The following is a 16,326-nucleotide window of genomic DNA, read 5'->3' as shown; positions in this document are numbered from 1 at the left end:
AATAAATGAATTAGAATTTATAGTTTAAAGATAAATTAAACATAGTTCCCAATTGGCTAAAATGATATCCATCATACGTCATTTGAGAATAACGTTGGTTGAAAGTAATTAAGTTTGACTGCTCCTTGATGCCTACAGCATTATTTATTAAAGCCGTTCCAGCTGCATTTTCTGCTTTAAATTTCCATTCTGGTAAAACGTTTAATAAATTGTTTACGTTTAATGCGATTGTTAATTTTTCAGTTGCAGAAAATGTAACTCCTAAATCCGTAACTACTTTAGTTAAAAATTCAATTCTTAAATCGTCGCTCATACCAGCATTTTTGAATTTTGTAGGTCCAAAAACAGTATTGTTCAAAGAAAAACCAAATTTTCCAATTTCATAATCTCCACCTAAAATATATTTAAATTTTGGTCTTGAACTAAAAAGTAACGCTTCTTGAGTTGCATCAATAATTGTTTGCCCCGCTAAAGCACCAGATAAGTTTTTAACACTTTGAGGGTCTTTTACCGCTCCATCTCTTTCATTTACGAAAGTGTAATTTCCAGAGAAATTAAGACCTAATTTTCCAGAGCCTAATTCAATGTTTCTATAACTAGCAACTACATCCAGTCCAGAAGTTTTAGTATCCATACCATTCACAAAGAAACTTTGTTGATTAGTTGGTTCTCCATTTTGATCAAGTTCAAAAGCAATTTCATTACTTAGTAATACTCTGTCTTTTACTTTAATATTATAGTAATCTACAGTAAAAGAAAAATCTTTAGATGGTTTTAATCCAAAACCTAATGTTAAGTTATTCGATTTTTCAGCATCTAGTTTAGGTATTCCGTTTTGTCTGGCTGCTGAAGAAACATTGTTTATTAGTCCAGTTACTACAATAGCTCCACCCGCTTGGAAAGAGGATTGCGATTTTTGAGTGTAAATTTGATGTAATGATGGTGCTCTAAAGCCAGTTGAAAGTGATCCTCTTAATGTGACTTTATCGTCTAAGAATTTATATCTTGAACTTACTTTCCAAATCGTCGCGCCTCCAAAATCACTATAATCTTCATAACGCACAGTACCGTTAATCAAGAAATCTTTAGTTACATCATAAGCAACATCAAAATAACCACCTAAATTGTAACGATTGAATTTTCCTGAATTCTCAGGAGTATTACCCTGAAATGAATCTGCACCAACTCCCACGTACGAAGCTTCGTCCCCAGCTATGATTTCGAAATTTTCTGTTCTGAATTCAGATCCAAAACCAATACTCACTTTATCAGATAATACTTTTGAGATATCTAGATTACCCACAATATGATTAAATGAAGTTCCACCTGGTTTGAAAGTAATTGGAGTAGAACCACCGTAAATAAAATCACCATTTTGATCTGTTGATCTGTTATGAGAATTACTCACGGTATACGTTTGTTTGTTTCCGCCCGTAGTTAAACTCACATCGGTATTCCAGTCATTTTTTACTGATTTGTATCCCACTGTAGCATTGTAATCGTTTAAATCTCCTATAAATGTCGGTACATATCCTACATAGGAGCTAGCATTTACACCATCACCAAACAAGTTGAGCAAATAAGGATAATCGTTTAAAGTTCTCCAATACGGAGTTCTATAGTTTGCAAATGAGTTAACTTTTTTATAAACATATGCAGCGTTGTAGTATAGTTGTGTGTTTTCAGTATAATTGACACCACCATTTACTAAAAATTTTGCAGCGGCAGTTTCAGGGGAACCATTAATATTTCCAGCATCTGGATATTTTGCAAGGAAGGCTTGAACATCAGCTAAAGGAGCACCAAATCCAGTGTTACTATCAGCTTCAGCAGCAGCATCAACTTTTCCAGGTCTGTTTGCTAGGTTAACTTTAGAAAAATCGACCGTGTAATTTACAAAGCCTCTATCACCTACAGTAGATCCATTGTTTAAACTTACGCCTAACATTTCACCATCTCCCTCAGATGTAACTCCGGTTCTTACTGTTACAGATCCATAATTAGTATTCTTTTTCAAGATAATATTCATTACTCCTGCAATAGCGTCAGAACCATATTGAGCCGATGCTCCATCACGAAGAATTTCAACTCTTTCAATAGCATCTGTTGGAATTGCAGAGATATCCGAACCTGTTTCTCCACGTCCTGGAGAAGTCTGTGTATACACAAGTGAACTCATGTTTTTTCTCTTTCCATTTATCAAGATTAACGTTCTACTTGGTCCCATATTTCTAATTTCATAAGGATCCAATAATGAAGTCGCATCATTTACAGGCGTTTGAACTGTATTAAATGATGGTATTTTGTACTGTAAAGCTTTGTCAAAAGAAGCTTGTCCAGTTGAAGCTAAATCCTTAGCGGATATTACATCAATAGGAAGAGCAGTTGTAGTGTTACTTCTAGGAGCAGTTCTTGTTCCTGTAACTACAATCTCATCTAAGGCTTGTCCGCCTTCTTCAGATAAGACAACATCAATTCTTGAGCTTGTTGCTTCTTTCTCTAATTTATTAAAACCAACATAACTGAATACCAAAGTGGCTCCGTCTTTAACTTTAATTTTGTAAGCTCCATCGATATCAGTTGAGACACCGTTGTTTGTTCCTTTTTCGACAATGTTAACGCCTGGCAATGCCACGCCGCTATTATCTTTTACAACGCCCGAGACCTCTTTTTGTGCAAAAAGAAACGTGACGTTTAACAGAAATAATAATAATGCAATTTTTTTCATAATTAGTTGTTTTTTGGTTTTTGTTTGGTTTGAAATCATCTGCAATATAATTTTTTTTTAAGAAAACATTAGGAAATACTACAATTTTTTATAAAAAAGTTATCAAAAGATTATTAATTTTTCTTTTTGGTTATGCGGCATTTATTAAATCTTATATTTGCAAACTTTTAAAGCAAACACTAAAACTTTTAGCAGGGAGCTATTATCTAAAAAAATACCATGAACTCGCCAAGATTTAAATATAAAAAATACATTAAGAATGGCGATACCATGTTCCATAAAAAAACAAATATTATCTAGACATGAAAGCAGGAATTGTAGGATTACCGAATGTTGGAAAATCAACATTATTCAATTGTTTATCAAATGCAAAAGCACAAAGTGCTAACTTTCCGTTTTGTACAATCGAACCTAATATTGGTGTAGTAAATGTACCGGATTCCAGAATGGAAAAATTAGAGGAATTGGTTAAACCGGAACGTGTGCAAATGGCAACTGTTGATATTGTTGATATTGCAGGTTTAGTTAAAGGTGCTAGTAAAGGGGAAGGATTAGGAAATCAGTTTCTAGGAAACATTAGAGAATGTAATGCAATTATTCACGTTTTGCGTTGTTTTGACAATGATAATATTGTTCACGTTGACGGAAATGTAAATCCAATTCGGGATAAAGAAACCATCGATATTGAGTTGCAACTGAAAGATTTGGAAAATGTTGAAAAACGTTTAGAAAAAGTAAATCGTGCCGCTAAAACAGGAAATAAAGAGGCGCAAACGGAGAAAGCACTTTTAGACCGAATCAGAGAAACATTACTTCAGGCAAAATCGGCTAGAATAGTTGTTCCTCAAAACAATGACGAAGAGGTTTTAATGGAAGCGTTTCAGTTAATTACTGCAAAACCAGTTTTGTACGTTTGTAATGTGGATGAAAATTCAGCGGTAAACGGAAATACATACGTAGATCAAATTCGAGAATTAGTAAAAGATGAAGATGCCGAAGTAATTATTCTTTCTGTAGGTGCTGAAGCCGATATCACAGAATTAGAAAGTTATGAAGAGCGTCAAGTTTTTCTTGAAGATATGGGTTTAAAAGAACCAGGTGCTTCCGTTTTGATTCGTGCGGCATACAAATTATTGAAACAACAAACGTATTTCACTGCAGGTGTAAAAGAAGTTCGTGCTTGGACCATCAATATTGGAGCAACTGCGCCACAAGCAGCTGGAGTTATCCACACTGATTTCGAAAAAGGGTTCATCCGTGCTGAAGTTATTGCATACGAAGATTTCGTTCATTACGGTTCTGAAGCTAAATGTAAAGAAGCAGGGAAATTCAAAGTGGAAGGAAAAGAATATATTGTTAAAGACGGAGATGTGATGCACTTTAGGTTTAACGTCTAAAAAAAGACATAAAGTCCAAAGACATAAAGTCGAAAGTTAGTAATAGCTTTCGATTTTTTTATGGACCTAATCCAGCTTTCCGTTTCAAGATTTTCTCAGATCTCTTTTTTTTCTAAGAACATAAAGGAGCTTCCTTTGGTCGCTCTTTATGGCCTAGAAAAAATAATCGTTCTTGAAAAATGCTTTCCAATTCAATCTGGGGTAAAATACCAATAAATATAGTTTTTTACCAATTCCTAAAAACTTCAAAATTCAACATTCCAAGTTGATTATTCTAATTTTTTTTCAAAAAGCAATGTTGAAGAATCAACTTGGAATTTTGTCGCGATTGTTATCGGGATTGGAATTCAATTTTTGTAAATTTTTCAGTACTTTTAAAAAAAATAAAGTATCATGAAAATTATAGCCTTTGGCGCAAGCCCCAGTAAAAACTCCATCAACAAAAAATTAGCAACTTATGCCGCAAATCTTTTTGAAAATGCAGAAGTGGAAGTACTGGATTTAAATGATTTCCAAATGCCAATTTTTAGTGTTGATATCGAAAAAGAAATTGGACAGCATGATTTAGCAAAAGCTTTTCTCTCTAAAATTACCACCGCCGATATTTTAGTAGTTTCCATGGCAGAGAATAACGGGAATTATTCAGTGGCTTTCAAGAATGTTTTTGATTGGTGTACCAGAATAAACGCAAAAGTTTTTCAGGAAAAACCAATGTTGCTGATGGCGACATCTACAGGAACCAAAGGAGGAGCAAGTGTTTTGGGAATAGCTAAAAACGCTTTTCCTTTTTACGGTGGGAATATAAAAGCAACTTTTTCGCTGCCTAGTTTTGATGCTAATTTTGATGTGGAAAACGGGAAAATTTCAAATCCGGAATTGGATAAACAACTCAAAGATATTATTATGAATTTTTCAATCGTTTAATTTTTTTGTAAAAATCTGCAATCTAAAATCGTTAATCCTAAATCAGAAATCAGTTGTCAATATTATTCTTAATAACTTTGGCATCTGCCTGTTTTAAAATTTATCTAATTACACTACATTAGCACAAAATCCACAAAATTTACAATGTCCGATCAAAATCAATATACCGAAGATAATATTCGGTCACTCGACTGGAAAGAACATATTCGCATGCGTCCCGGAATGTACATCGGGAAATTGGGAGATGGTTCTTCGCCAGATGATGGTGTTTATATTCTTTTAAAAGAAGTTCTCGACAACTGTATCGATGAATTTGTCATGGGGGCCGGAAAAACTATTGAGGTGACTATTAAGGATAAGACCGTTACCGTTAGGGATTACGGTCGTGGAATTCCATTAGGTAAAGTGATTGATGTGGTTTCTAAAATGAATACGGGCGGAAAATACGATTCATTGGCATTTAAGAAATCCGTAGGTTTAAATGGAGTAGGGACAAAAGCGGTAAATGCTTTGTCGAACTATTTTCGTGTAGAATCCGTTCGTGACGAGAAACAAAAGGCTGCTGAATTTTCGGCAGGAAACTTAGTTCTCGAAGAAGATATTATTGACACAACTAAACGCAAAGGAACTAAAGTAATTTTTACTCCTGACGAAGCGATTTTCAAAAATTACAAATTCAGATATGAATATGTAATCAAAATGCTCAAAAACTATTGTTACTTAAACAATGGTTTGACCATTTTATTTAATGGTGAAAAATATTTTTCTGAAAATGGTCTGAGAGATTTATTGGAAGAAACCATTCACGCAGATGATTTGGAATACCCAATCATTCACTTGAAAGGAGAAGATATAGAAATTGCCTTGACCCACAGTAAAACACAATACAGCGAAGAATACCATTCCTTCGTAAACGGACAAAACACAACTCAGGGAGGAACGCATTTAGTGGCATACCGTGAAGCGATTGTAAAAACCATTCGGGAGTTTTATAATAAAAGTTTTGAGGCTTCAGATGTTCGAAAATCGATCGTTACCGCTGTAAGTATTAAAGTAATGGAGCCGGTTTTTGAGTCTCAGACCAAAACCAAATTAGGTTCAACTGATATGGGTTCTGAACCGGGAATGCCATCCGTGCGTACTTTTGTAAATGATTTTGTGAAAACGAAATTAGATAATTATTTACACAAGAACACTCCAACTGCAGAAGCATTATTGCGAAAAATTCTTCAAGCCGAAAGAGAACGTAAAGAATTATCCGGTATTCGAAAATTAGCGACAGATCGTGCCAAAAAAGCGAATCTGCACAACAAAAAATTAAGAGATTGTCGTGCCCATCTTCCGGATACTAAAAATCCTAAAAATTTGGAGAGTACACTTTTCATTACCGAGGGGGATTCAGCTTCTGGATCGATTACCAAATCTCGTGATGTAAATACCCAAGCCGTTTTTAGTTTGCGTGGTAAGCCCTTGAATTCATATGGAATGAGCAAGAAAATTGTTTATGAAAATGAAGAATTCAATTTGTTACAGGCAGCGCTGGATATTGAAGACGGATTAGAAAAATTGCGCTACAACAACATCGTAATCGCAACCGATGCCGATGTAGATGGAATGCACATTCGCTTGTTGTTGATTACTTTTTTCCTGCAGTTTTTTCCTGAATTAATAAAAGAAGGGCATTTGTACATTTTGCAAACGCCACTTTTCAGAGTTCGAAACAAGAAAGAAACAATATATTGCTATTCCGATGAGGAAAGAAAAGCGGCAATCGAAAAATTAAAACCAAAACCGGAAATCACCCGATTTAAAGGATTGGGAGAAATTTCTCCGGATGAGTTTAAAAACTTCATTGGAGAAACCATTCGTTTGGATCCGATTATGATGGATAAAAATACTTCAATTGAGCAATTATTATCTTTCTATATGGGTAAAAACACACCGGATCGTCAGGAATTTATCATCAAGAATTTGAAGGTGGATTTAGATGCGGTTGAGCCAAATTAAATTAAATTTATGGAAAATCAAGATATACGCTGGAAACAAAGGTTTCAGAATTTTGAAAAAGCACTTTCCCAATTAACAGACGGGATAGAAAACTATGGTGATAATCCTGAAAACATTATAAAAGTAGGTACAGTTCAGCGATTTGAATTTACTCATGAATTGGCATGGAAGGTAATGAAGGATTTTTTGGAGGAGGAAGGGATTCAGAATATAATGGGATCAAAAAGTGCTACTAGGGAATCTTTTAATAAGGGTCTAATAGTTGAAGGTCAAATTTGGATGGACATGATAAAGAGCAGAAATGAAACGGTTCATACCTATAATGAAGAAGTTTTAGATGTTGAATATGATAATATTATTCATAAATATTATCCAGTTATAAAAGAGTTTTATTTAAAAATGAAGACATTTTTATGATGGAATTTGGACTAAATCAAGAAACCATCCACAAAATCAATTCAGTGTTTGTTAAACATCCTGAAATCGACAAAGTAATAATTTATGGGTCACGAGCCAAAGGAAATTAAAGAAACGGATCAGATATAGACATAACATTAATAGGAAATGATTTAGAATATGATCTGAAAGGAGAGGTCAGTTCCGAAATTAATGATTTGAACACCCCTTATTTGTTTGATATTTCTATCTATGACGATTTGAATTCCGAAAGCTTAAAAGAACATATCAATAGAGTGGGCAAAATTTTTTATCAAAAGAACTTCAAATAAGGTTGAGTTTTTGTTATTCAAAAAAAATCAACTTTAAGTTTTAAACAAAATAAATGGACGAAGAAGAAGAAAACATAATTCCAGAAGAACAAAACGAAGGTAAACAATCCCAAGGACAGCATTTTTACGATAATCAAGAAGACGAAAACGATACCATTACCAAAGTTACGGGAATGTATAAAAATTGGTTTCTGGATTATGCGTCCTATGTAATTCTGGAGCGTGCAGTTCCTGCTATTGAGGACGGTTTCAAACCCGTTCAGCGCAGAATTATGCACTCTTTAAAAGAATTGGATGACGGTCGTTATAACAAAGTAGCCAATGTTGTTGGGCACACCATGCAGTATCATCCTCACGGAGATCAGAGTATTGGTGATGCTATGGTACAAATTGGCCAGAAAGAATTACTAATTGACTGTCAGGGAAACTGGGGAAATATACTCACGGGTGATGGTGCCGCGGCTTCTCGTTATATCGAAGCGCGATTGTCAAAATTTGCCTTGGAGGTTTTATATTCTCCAAAAATTACCGATTGGGGCGTTTCTTATGATGGGCGACGAGCGGAGCCCAATAATCTTCCTGTAAAATTCCCATTATTGTTAGCTTCTGGTGCAGAAGGGATTGCCGTTGGTCTTTCGACAAAAGTGTTGCCTCATAATTTCAACGAGTTAATTGATTCGTCAATAAAAATTTTAAAAGGAAAACCATTTACGATTTATCCGGATTTTATGACGCAAGGTATTGCCGATGTGTCTAATTATAATGATGGATTGCGTGGTGGTAGGGTGCGGGTGCGTGCGAAAATTGCCCAACTGGACAAAAATACTTTAGTGATTACCCAAATTCCGTTTTCTACAAATACTACGACTTTGATTGACAGTATTTTGAAAGCCAATGATAAAGGGAAAATCAAAATTAAAAAAATAGAAGATAATACCGCGGCTGAGGTTGAGATATTAATCCATCTTTTTCCGGGTGTTTCGCCTGATAAAACCATTGATGCATTATTTGCTTTTACAGCCTGCGAAACTTCGGTAGCGCCATTAGGCTGTGTGATTGAAGATAATAAACCGCTCTTTATCGGAGTTTCTGATATGTTGAAGATTTCAACAAACAGAACAGTGCAACTCTTGAAAAGCGAACTGGAAATCCAGTTGACGGAATTAGAAGAACAATGGCATTTTCTTTCTTTGGAACGAATTTTTATTGAAAATAAAATCTATCGCGATATTGAAGAAATGACGACTCGAGAAACGGTAATTAAAGCCGTTGATGATGGGTTGAAACCACACACCAAACACTTGAAACGACCGGTTACTGAAGAGGATATTCTGCGTTTATTGGATATTCGAATTATGCGTATTTCCAAGTTTGACAGTAACAAGGCACAAGATAAAATTGAAGCACTTGAAGGGGATATCGAACAGGTAAAACACAATTTAGAACATCTTATAGATTTTGCAATTGCATATTTTGCCAAGTTAAAAGAGAAGTACGGTAAAGGAAGAGAGCGCCAAACGGAGCTTCGTATTTTTGACGATATCGAAGCAACAAAAGTAGTTTTAAGAAATACTAAATTATATGTCAATAAGGAAGAAGGATTCGTAGGTACAAGTTTAAAAAAAGACGAGTATGTGACGGATTGTTCTGATATTGATGATGTAATCGTATTTCTTCGAGACGGAAAAATGATGATTACAAAAGTGGATGCCAAAACCTTCGTGGGTAAAGACATTATTCACATTGCTATTTTTGACAAAAGTGATAAGCGAACGATTTATAACATGATTTATCGTGATGGAAAATCCGGTCCTTCTTATATAAAACGTTTCAATGTTTCGGGTGTGACTCGTGACAAAGCTTATGATTTAACCAATGAGACAGCGGGTTCGCAAGTATTGTATTTTTCGTGTAATCCAAATGGAGAAGCTGAGGTAATCACGATTATGTTACGTCAGGTGGGAAGTGTCAAAAAACTGAAATTCGATATTGATTTTGCAAGTTTAGCTATTAAAGGACGAGCTTCAAAAGGGAATTTGGTAACCAAATATCCGATCAAAAAAATTGAATTGAAGGAGAAAGGGATTTCGACTTTATTGCCTAGAAAAGTTTGGTTTGATGATACCGTTCAACGATTGAACGTAGACGGAAGAGGCGAGCTATTAGGGGAATTCAGACCGAATGATAAAATATTAGTTATTTCGCAAACCGGAAAACTGAAAGTGATTACACCAGAATTAGCCACTCATTTTGATGAAGATATGGTCGTTTTGGAAAAATGGGTTCCTAAAAAACCAATATCCGCCGTTTATTATGATGGAGAAAAAGAACGCTATTACGTAAAGCGTTTCTTGGTAGAAACTGAAAATAAAGAGGAAAGTTTTATCACCGAACATCCTAATTCGCAACTGGAAATCGTGTCAACAGATTATCGACCTGTGGCTGAATTAATTTTTACAAAAGTAAAAGGAGTTCAAAAAGAGAGTATGACTGTAGATATAGAATCGTACATCACTATAAAAGGATTTAAGGCTCTTGGCAATCAATTGACAACAGATAAATTGAAACAAGTAAATCTTTTAGAATCTTTGCCTTATGAAATTCCTGAAGAGATCATTCCGGAAGAATTAGAAGTTAAAGGAGATATAGATGCTGGTGATCTCGATATTCAACTGGAAGACGATGGTCAAATAACATTAACTTTAGAATAAAAAAAACTTCCGCAATTGCGGAAGTTTTTTTTATGTTTATTTTTTCTTTTTTGTCATTTTCATATTCAACACTTCAACTAAAAGAGAGAATGAAATGGCAAAATATAAATAGCCTTTTGGTACGGGTGTAACATGATTTCCAAAAATCAAAGCATCAGATAAATGAGCACTTTCTGTAAGTAACATAAACCCAATTAAGATCAGAAAGGATAAACCCAATATTTGAATAGAGGGATGATCATTTACAAAATTCCCAACAGGTACGGCAAATTGCATCATGATTAATACCGAAATAACCACTGCAGTTATCATTATGTAAATAGCGCCTTCAACTCCGTTTGTCATCCCTACCGCGGTAAGAATACTGTCAAAAGAGAAAACTAAATCAATCATAATAATTTGTAGCAATACATTTTGAAATGATTTTGTTGCCGCCTTACCTAATTCTTTTTCTTCATGTCCTTTTTCGTCAACTTTCTCGCGAATCTCATTTGTACTCTTGTAAATTAAGAATAATCCACCACCAAGTAAAATAAGGCTCTGACCTGTAACCCCAGCTGAAAACCAACTGAAATCGATGTGAAACCAAGGTTCTTTCATTTGAATTAAAAGATTGATACCAAATAAAAGACCTATTCTCATAAACATGGCAAGAAACATACCTATTTTAGTGGCACTTTTTCGTTGCTCAACTGGTAATTTTCCTGTGGCAATCGATATAAAAATGATGTTGTCAATTCCTAATACAATTTCTAGAAATGTCAATGTTAACAAGGCGACCCACGCATCGGGGTTTAAAAATACTTCCATTTTATTTAATTAAGAATTATGAATCTGAAATCTGAAAAGTTTAATTTGAAATTTTTGTAACGGTTCCTTTTTGTTTAGCATCTAAACCGACCATTCCAAATTCAAAGGTATAGGAATTTTTTGATGTTGTCAAAATTTTCATGTCAATTGCTTTTTCCTCTGCTTTATTTTTAGGGTGTAGCTTTCGCAAAATATATTCGCAATCATTTACCCATCGTATCGAAGCTGTATCTGTTTTGCCGTCAAAAGTTTCGATTTCAATGCTATCATTGCGTTCAAAAAACGTTGTTTTTTTGACACCGTTTACTTTATATTCAAATTTGAATTTTCCGGTTTTAAAATCTTTGCAGTTTCGTTCTACATTATAGCAGGAAACAAGTAAAAGGAGTATGGGAAGTAAAATTATTTTTTTCATTTTTCTTTTTTTTTGGAGCTATTTCCTGCTATTCGTTTCAATCTTTTTTTTCGTTCCTCAAAAAAGGATTTTCACTTCTATCAGGGCAAGGGATTTAGGGTTACTCTATAGAATTCTTCTTAAAATGTGAGTAAAACGAAGTTATTTAATAATAATTTCAGTTTACGGAATAAGTTTCTAATTCATCTAATTCTGTTTCTATATTTTTTTTCCATTTCTTTTGAGCTGCATTATTAATTCCATGATTTGTTTCTGTGTCATAAAGATTTTGTCTTTCCTTATATAAAAAGAAAATGTCGTCGAATATTTTGTTTGATTCTGTCGTGAAATTAAAAAGATTCAATTTACTATAGGCTAATTTTTTTCTTAATTGGCGGGCGTAAATTTGGCTTAAATCAAAGTGGAGTTGCTCATGTTCCAATAGTTCATTACTTTTTTTATTTTCTGGAAGAACCCAGCTCGAATTACAATCAAATGTGTTTACAACCTTCATTTTAACTTTGCCAAATACTCTAACAGCATTGGATTGGAATCCAAATCCACAATTTGATTCTGCACCAGCAGCAGTAAAATCGGTCCTGTTTATTGGTTTTCCTTTAAAATCATTCCAAGTCAATTTCCTGTCTTTTGACCATTCAATTTGTTTTTCGTGAGCTTTATAATCTGGAACTTTACACATTATAGCTTCAACGCGGTGACAAGAACTCCATTGGTCCGGTAACTGATGCTCTATAATGTTTAAAATATTTGCACCATTTTGTTTGCATATTTTTTTAAAATTTTCAATTATATCGTCATAATTGCAATTTGAAGAAAAGCCCTTGTCAGTGGACTTTATTGTTCCGATTTTGATGCCGTCATTATTAAAAAAATCTGATTCTTCAATTACTAAAACATAATCATTTTCTGAAAGTGCATTTTGTTTAGAAATTATTGTTGTCCCAATTTTAGGTAAACAAGAAACTAGTAAGACAAATAATGAGAAGAGTAAGATTGTTTTGTACATATATCTAACGATTTTTTGTTGCAAAATCACAAAATTTTAATATCGTATTTGTCCAGAAGCCCTATAATTCCTTGGGTAGAAAACTTGGCTTTTTTCATCGGATTGAATATGGGATCAATTTTAAAATTAGATGCTTTTGAAAAATCGGCTCCGCCTAATTGCGTATTGTTAAAAATAGCTCCATCCAAATTACTGTTATCAAAAACGGAACTTGTAAGATTGGTTCCAATAAAGGAAGTATCTTTCAACGAACAGGAATTGAATTTTGTCTTTGGCATTTTTTTATTGGCAAATGAAGAATAATCCAAAACACAATCCTGAAAATTCACATTAAACAAGAAATCATCGCATTCCTCAAATTGGATACCCAACAATTTACAGTTTTTGAATTGTACCCCTTTCAAGCTTGTTCCTGATAGTTTGGTCATGGCCAGATTACAATCAATGAACTCGCAATCCATAAAAGTGCTATAGGAGAAATCACTATTCGATAAATCACAGTTTTTAAAAACGCAATCCTCAAATTCTCTATTGTTTACTTTTTTATCGACGTAAACGATTTTTTCAAATGTTTTTTGAACGTGAATTAAATTTTCCATTTAGTCGTTAAATAAGCTTTTCATAATTGTTTTTAAACCCAAAAACATTAAAAACATGGAAGCAATACAGGCAATGATTCCTATTGCTAAAACCAAATAATGCCATATATTTTCTTGATTCATAAATGCATTATAAATCAATGATGGGCCTATAAATAGTAACGGCAAAGCTCCCGCTAAATATTTGATTCCTTTTGCCAATAGTTCTTTGTTAGTTGCCATTTATTTAAAAAGAGATTCGCATACCAATTCCGTTTTGATTGGTGATCACATTAATTTTTTCGAAATTAAATCCAGTTTTATTGATTAACACGGATTCATTGTATCCATCAATTGCCTTCTTTATTTTTTTTGAATGGCCCATTATTACTGGAATAGATATAAGTGTAGATGCCAGCCCAATGTAAGTTAGTGTTGTAGGATAGGTTTTATCTTGTGTTAATCCTGTAACCAAATCAGAACTTAACATACCTATTCCAAATCCCAATAGGAAACCTCCCACTGATGCTTTTGTTCTTCCTTGTTTGTATTGTTCAAGAAGTTCGGGTTGCGAAGCAAGTAATTCTTTTACAGCTGAGTTTGAAAGTTTTTGGTTGTTGGAATCATATATTCTTCCACCGGATTTCAAAGTAAGTTGTTGAGAAAAGGATACTGTAGAAAATAATAAAAAAGCAAAGAGTAGGAATTTTGATTTCATATAATGTTTAAGGTTAAGGTTTTTTGTAAAATTAAATAGAAGCGGTTTACTGACCAATGTAATTATCAACTGCTTTTCTAACGCTTCCGTGTTTTTTTAATAATTTGGAAGCTTGCTCGTAGGAAACTGGAATTTCTTCCATAATCATTTTCACACCTCGATCGACCAGTTTGCTATTACTCAATTGCATGTCGACCATTTTATTGCCTTTCACTTTCCCAAGTTGAATCATGGTGGTTGTAGAAATCATATTCAGAACTAATTTTTGGGCTGTTCCAGCTTTCATACGGGAACTTCCCGTTACAAATTCAGGTCCGACAACTACTTCGATTGGGAATTTTGCGGTTTGCGAAAGCGGACTTCCTGCATTGCAAGAAATACTTCCTGTAGTTATATTGTTTTCGTTGCAAGCTTGCAATCCTCCAATTACATAAGGTGTTGTTCCCGAAGCAGCAATTCCTATGACGATATCATTTTCATTTACGTCGAAAGCTTTCAAATCAATCCAGGCTTGAGTAGCGTTGTCTTCGGCATTTTCTACGGCTATACGGATGGCGGTGTCGCCACCGGCAATTATTCCAATAACTAAAGCGAAAGGGACGCCAAATGTTGGTGGACATTCAGATGCGTCAAGGATTCCAATACGGCCTGAAGTTCCTGCGCCAATGTAGAATAATCGGCCGCCTAACTTCATTTTCGAAACTATTTCAGTGACTAAATTTTCTATTTGTGGCAACGCTTTTTCTACAGCAAGTGGAACAGTTTTATCTTCCTGATTGATATTAGAAAGTAATTCCTGAACCGACATTTTTTCTAAATGTTCGTATTTTGAGGATTGTTCGGTGGTTTTTGTGAAGGTCATTTTTCATATAATTGGACAACTCCAAAATTAAACTTTTTTATCACAATCTCGATATTTTCTATTTTTAGTTTCAAGTTTTAAAAGTTTCAAGTTTCGTTACTTTTATAAAGATGGAGTAATTTTTACAGTTTTAATTTCTTATTCAGAGAAAGCTTTTCAAATTGTTGTCACGTGAACTAAAATACTATATTTGTTAAATATTAAAAGATAAATGGATAGATTAAGCTTGCTGCAGGGGATTGGTCGCATCTCAGTTTTTGTTTCTTTATTGCTTGCGTTTTTTTTATTAACGGTTAAAACCGAAAATAAATTAGCAAATCGTTTGTTTGCCTGGTTTTTTATTTTCTCTGCTATCGATCTTAGCGGATTTTTTATTGACGTTGGTACTCGTAATGAGTTGAATTTAGAGATTTTTAGATCTACAGCCTGTTTGTTTGGAATGCCTTTATTTTATCTTTTTGTACTGGCAGTCTGTTATTCTGATTTTAGATTAAAGTGGAAACACTTAGTACATTTACTTCCTTTTTTATTGGTCAATTTGGTTTTTATTCCAAGGATTTATCTTAGCACAAACATAGATAAAGATAGTTTTGCGGCAACGCTTAATCAGATGCCAGAGATATACCTGATTCAGATTTTAATTGAATTTCAATATGTATTTTATATCGTCAGCGTATTTTTGATTTTGAAAAAGTATAAAGAAATCTATTTAGAAAATTACGCTGATTCGAGTACTGCGACTTATAAATGGCTTTTTCAGATAACATGTGTTTTTCTTATCGCACATTCTATTGTGGCATTAAAAAATGTATTGCGTTATAGCGGTTTCAGAGAGATATTTCTTTGGACAAATGTACTTGTAGGGGCTATTGCTTTGCTTATAACGTGCTGGTTTATCATGAAAGCGCTCAATCATCCCGAACTTTTTAGAGGTGTTAATTCTAAATTGAAATTGGCAAAAGATATTCTGCCTGAAGTCGAAGAAAAAACAGAATGTAAAGATGTTCAAGACGATGCTATTTCCAGTCAAATTTCGACATTGAAACAATATATGGCTGAAGAAGAACCGTTTCTTGATCCGTCACTCACGATTCAGGAGCTTGCCAATCAAATTGATATTCCGGTTCGGGATTTATCTGTTTTAATTAATCATCATATGGATCAGCACTTTTTTGATTTTGTCAATGAATATCGTATTCAAAAAGCGATGGGTATTTTGAAAGATCAGTCCAGAAGTCAGCTTACCGTTTTGGAAATTTTATACGAAGTTGGTTTTAACTCCAAATCTTCTTTTAATACTTCTTTTAAAAAATACACCAATTTAACACCTACTGCTTATAGAAATGATTCATAATAAGCTGTTTGTAAAAAGTCGTACTTCATAGCTAATAAAGTCGAACTGGTTTTCTGAATAGAAATTGGTTCGACTTTTTTTTGTCGGT

15 protein-coding genes are annotated in these 16,326 nt (G+C 33.9%); 7 read left to right on the top strand and 8 right to left on the bottom strand.

Annotated features, from left to right (window positions below; translation table 11 throughout):
• Nucleotides 1–10: 10 nt before the first annotated feature.
• Nucleotides 11–2,728 carry a TonB-dependent receptor gene (locus tag ACFX5E_RS01145; protein WP_379853328.1) on the bottom strand — a complete coding sequence of 906 codons (2,718 nt, stop codon included), beginning with the start codon at nucleotides 2,726–2,728 and terminating at the stop codon, nucleotides 11–13.
• Between the two features lie 302 nt (nucleotides 2,729–3,030).
• Between ACFX5E_RS01145 and ychF the strand changes: the two genes are divergently transcribed.
• The 6 genes from ychF to ACFX5E_RS01115 all read left to right on the top strand — a co-directional run bounded on the left by ychF (nucleotide 3,031) and on the right by ACFX5E_RS01115 (nucleotide 10,495).
• Entirely contained in the window at nucleotides 3,031–4,125 is a 1,095-nt protein-coding gene (gene ychF / locus ACFX5E_RS01140; protein WP_379853327.1) for a redox-regulated ATPase YchF, read from the top strand.
• A gap of 393 nt (nucleotides 4,126–4,518) precedes the next feature.
• Nucleotides 4,519–5,049, top strand: coding sequence for an NADPH-dependent FMN reductase (locus ACFX5E_RS01135; RefSeq protein WP_379853326.1), 531 nt, complete (start codon nucleotides 4,519–4,521; stop codon nucleotides 5,047–5,049).
• 144 nt (nucleotides 5,050–5,193) lie between these two features.
• On the top strand, nucleotides 5,194–7,056 hold the full coding sequence (locus ACFX5E_RS01130; RefSeq protein ID WP_379853325.1) for a DNA topoisomerase IV subunit B: 1,863 nt from the start codon (nucleotides 5,194–5,196) through the stop codon (nucleotides 7,054–7,056).
• Between the two features lie 9 nt (nucleotides 7,057–7,065).
• A complete protein-coding gene (locus ACFX5E_RS01125; RefSeq protein ID WP_379853324.1) occupies nucleotides 7,066–7,473 on the top strand; it encodes a nucleotidyltransferase substrate binding protein in 408 nt (135 codons plus the stop codon).
• Between the two features lie 125 nt (nucleotides 7,474–7,598).
• On the top strand, nucleotides 7,599–7,784 hold the full coding sequence (locus ACFX5E_RS01120) for a hypothetical protein (RefSeq protein ID WP_465254604.1): 186 nt from the start codon (nucleotides 7,599–7,601) through the stop codon (nucleotides 7,782–7,784).
• A 53-nt stretch (nucleotides 7,785–7,837) separates the two neighbouring features.
• Entirely contained in the window at nucleotides 7,838–10,495 is a 2,658-nt protein-coding gene (locus ACFX5E_RS01115) for a DNA gyrase/topoisomerase IV subunit A (protein ID WP_379853323.1), read from the top strand.
• Between the two features lie 36 nt (nucleotides 10,496–10,531).
• Here the strand turns inward: ACFX5E_RS01115 and ACFX5E_RS01110 are convergent, their stop codons facing one another.
• The 7 genes from ACFX5E_RS01110 to murQ form a co-directional block, all read right to left on the bottom strand.
• Nucleotides 10,532–11,305, bottom strand: a complete 774-nt coding sequence (locus tag ACFX5E_RS01110; RefSeq protein ID WP_379853322.1) for a TerC family protein — start codon at nucleotides 11,303–11,305, stop codon at nucleotides 10,532–10,534.
• Nucleotides 11,306–11,345: 40 nt separating this feature from the next.
• Nucleotides 11,346–11,720: a DNA topoisomerase IV gene (locus ACFX5E_RS01105; protein ID WP_379853321.1), complete on the bottom strand. Its 375-nt coding sequence runs from the start codon at nucleotides 11,718–11,720 to the stop codon at nucleotides 11,346–11,348.
• Between the two features lie 157 nt (nucleotides 11,721–11,877).
• A complete protein-coding gene (locus ACFX5E_RS01100) occupies nucleotides 11,878–12,726 on the bottom strand; it encodes a DUF922 domain-containing protein (protein ID WP_379853320.1) in 849 nt (282 codons plus the stop codon).
• Nucleotides 12,727–12,752: 26 nt separating this feature from the next.
• On the bottom strand, nucleotides 12,753–13,325 hold the full coding sequence (locus ACFX5E_RS01095) for a pentapeptide repeat-containing protein (RefSeq protein WP_379853319.1): 573 nt from the start codon (nucleotides 13,323–13,325) through the stop codon (nucleotides 12,753–12,755).
• On the bottom strand, nucleotides 13,326–13,547 hold the full coding sequence (locus tag ACFX5E_RS01090; protein WP_379853318.1) for a DUF6095 family protein: 222 nt from the start codon (nucleotides 13,545–13,547) through the stop codon (nucleotides 13,326–13,328).
• 4 nt (nucleotides 13,548–13,551) lie between these two features.
• The gene (locus tag ACFX5E_RS01085) at nucleotides 13,552–14,022 is read right to left on the bottom strand and encodes a hypothetical protein (protein WP_379853317.1); all 471 of its coding nucleotides are present in this window, start codon (nucleotides 14,020–14,022) and stop codon (nucleotides 13,552–13,554) included.
• Nucleotides 14,023–14,068: 46 nt separating this feature from the next.
• Nucleotides 14,069–14,884, bottom strand: a complete 816-nt coding sequence (gene murQ / locus ACFX5E_RS01080) for an N-acetylmuramic acid 6-phosphate etherase (RefSeq protein WP_379853316.1) — start codon at nucleotides 14,882–14,884, stop codon at nucleotides 14,069–14,071.
• Between the two features lie 211 nt (nucleotides 14,885–15,095).
• Here murQ and ACFX5E_RS01075 point away from each other — a divergent pair, with 211 nt between their 5' ends.
• A complete protein-coding gene (locus tag ACFX5E_RS01075; RefSeq protein WP_379853315.1) occupies nucleotides 15,096–16,238 on the top strand; it encodes a helix-turn-helix domain-containing protein in 1,143 nt (380 codons plus the stop codon).
• Nucleotides 16,239–16,326 lie beyond the last annotated feature (88 nt).

The organism is Flavobacterium xylosi, assembly GCF_042787345.1.
GTDB lineage: Bacteria > Bacteroidota > Bacteroidia > Flavobacteriales > Flavobacteriaceae > Flavobacterium > Flavobacterium xylosi.
Note: the sequence above shows the minus strand (reverse complement) of the source record. Positions and strands in the feature narration are given on the sequence as shown.

Bases quoted from the DNA above. Each gene is read 5' to 3' on its own strand.
- ACFX5E_RS01085 (WP_379853317.1), bottom strand. From the start codon at position 14,022: ATGAAATCAAAATTCCTACTCTTTGCTTTTTTATTATTTTCTACAGTA.
- ychF (WP_379853327.1), top strand. From the start codon at position 3,031: ATGAAAGCAGGAATTGTAGGATTACCGAATGTTGGAAAATCAACATTA.
- ACFX5E_RS01130 (WP_379853325.1), top strand. From the start codon at position 5,194: ATGTCCGATCAAAATCAATATACCGAAGATAATATTCGGTCACTCGAC.
- ACFX5E_RS01115 (WP_379853323.1), top strand. From the start codon at position 7,838: ATGGACGAAGAAGAAGAAAACATAATTCCAGAAGAACAAAACGAAGGT.
- ACFX5E_RS01145 (WP_379853328.1), bottom strand. From the start codon at position 2,728: ATGAAAAAAATTGCATTATTATTATTTCTGTTAAACGTCACGTTTCTT.
- ACFX5E_RS01125 (WP_379853324.1), top strand. From the start codon at position 7,066: ATGGAAAATCAAGATATACGCTGGAAACAAAGGTTTCAGAATTTTGAA.
- ACFX5E_RS01090 (WP_379853318.1), bottom strand. From the start codon at position 13,547: ATGGCAACTAACAAAGAACTATTGGCAAAAGGAATCAAATATTTAGCG.
- ACFX5E_RS01105 (WP_379853321.1), bottom strand. From the start codon at position 11,720: ATGAAAAAAATAATTTTACTTCCCATACTCCTTTTACTTGTTTCCTGC.
- ACFX5E_RS01100 (WP_379853320.1), bottom strand. From the start codon at position 12,726: ATGTACAAAACAATCTTACTCTTCTCATTATTTGTCTTACTAGTTTCT.
- ACFX5E_RS01135 (WP_379853326.1), top strand. From the start codon at position 4,519: ATGAAAATTATAGCCTTTGGCGCAAGCCCCAGTAAAAACTCCATCAAC.
- ACFX5E_RS01095 (WP_379853319.1), bottom strand. From the start codon at position 13,325: ATGGAAAATTTAATTCACGTTCAAAAAACATTTGAAAAAATCGTTTAC.
- murQ (WP_379853316.1), bottom strand. From the start codon at position 14,884: ATGACCTTCACAAAAACCACCGAACAATCCTCAAAATACGAACATTTA.
- ACFX5E_RS01110 (WP_379853322.1), bottom strand. From the start codon at position 11,305: ATGGAAGTATTTTTAAACCCCGATGCGTGGGTCGCCTTGTTAACATTG.
- ACFX5E_RS01075 (WP_379853315.1), top strand. From the start codon at position 15,096: ATGGATAGATTAAGCTTGCTGCAGGGGATTGGTCGCATCTCAGTTTTT.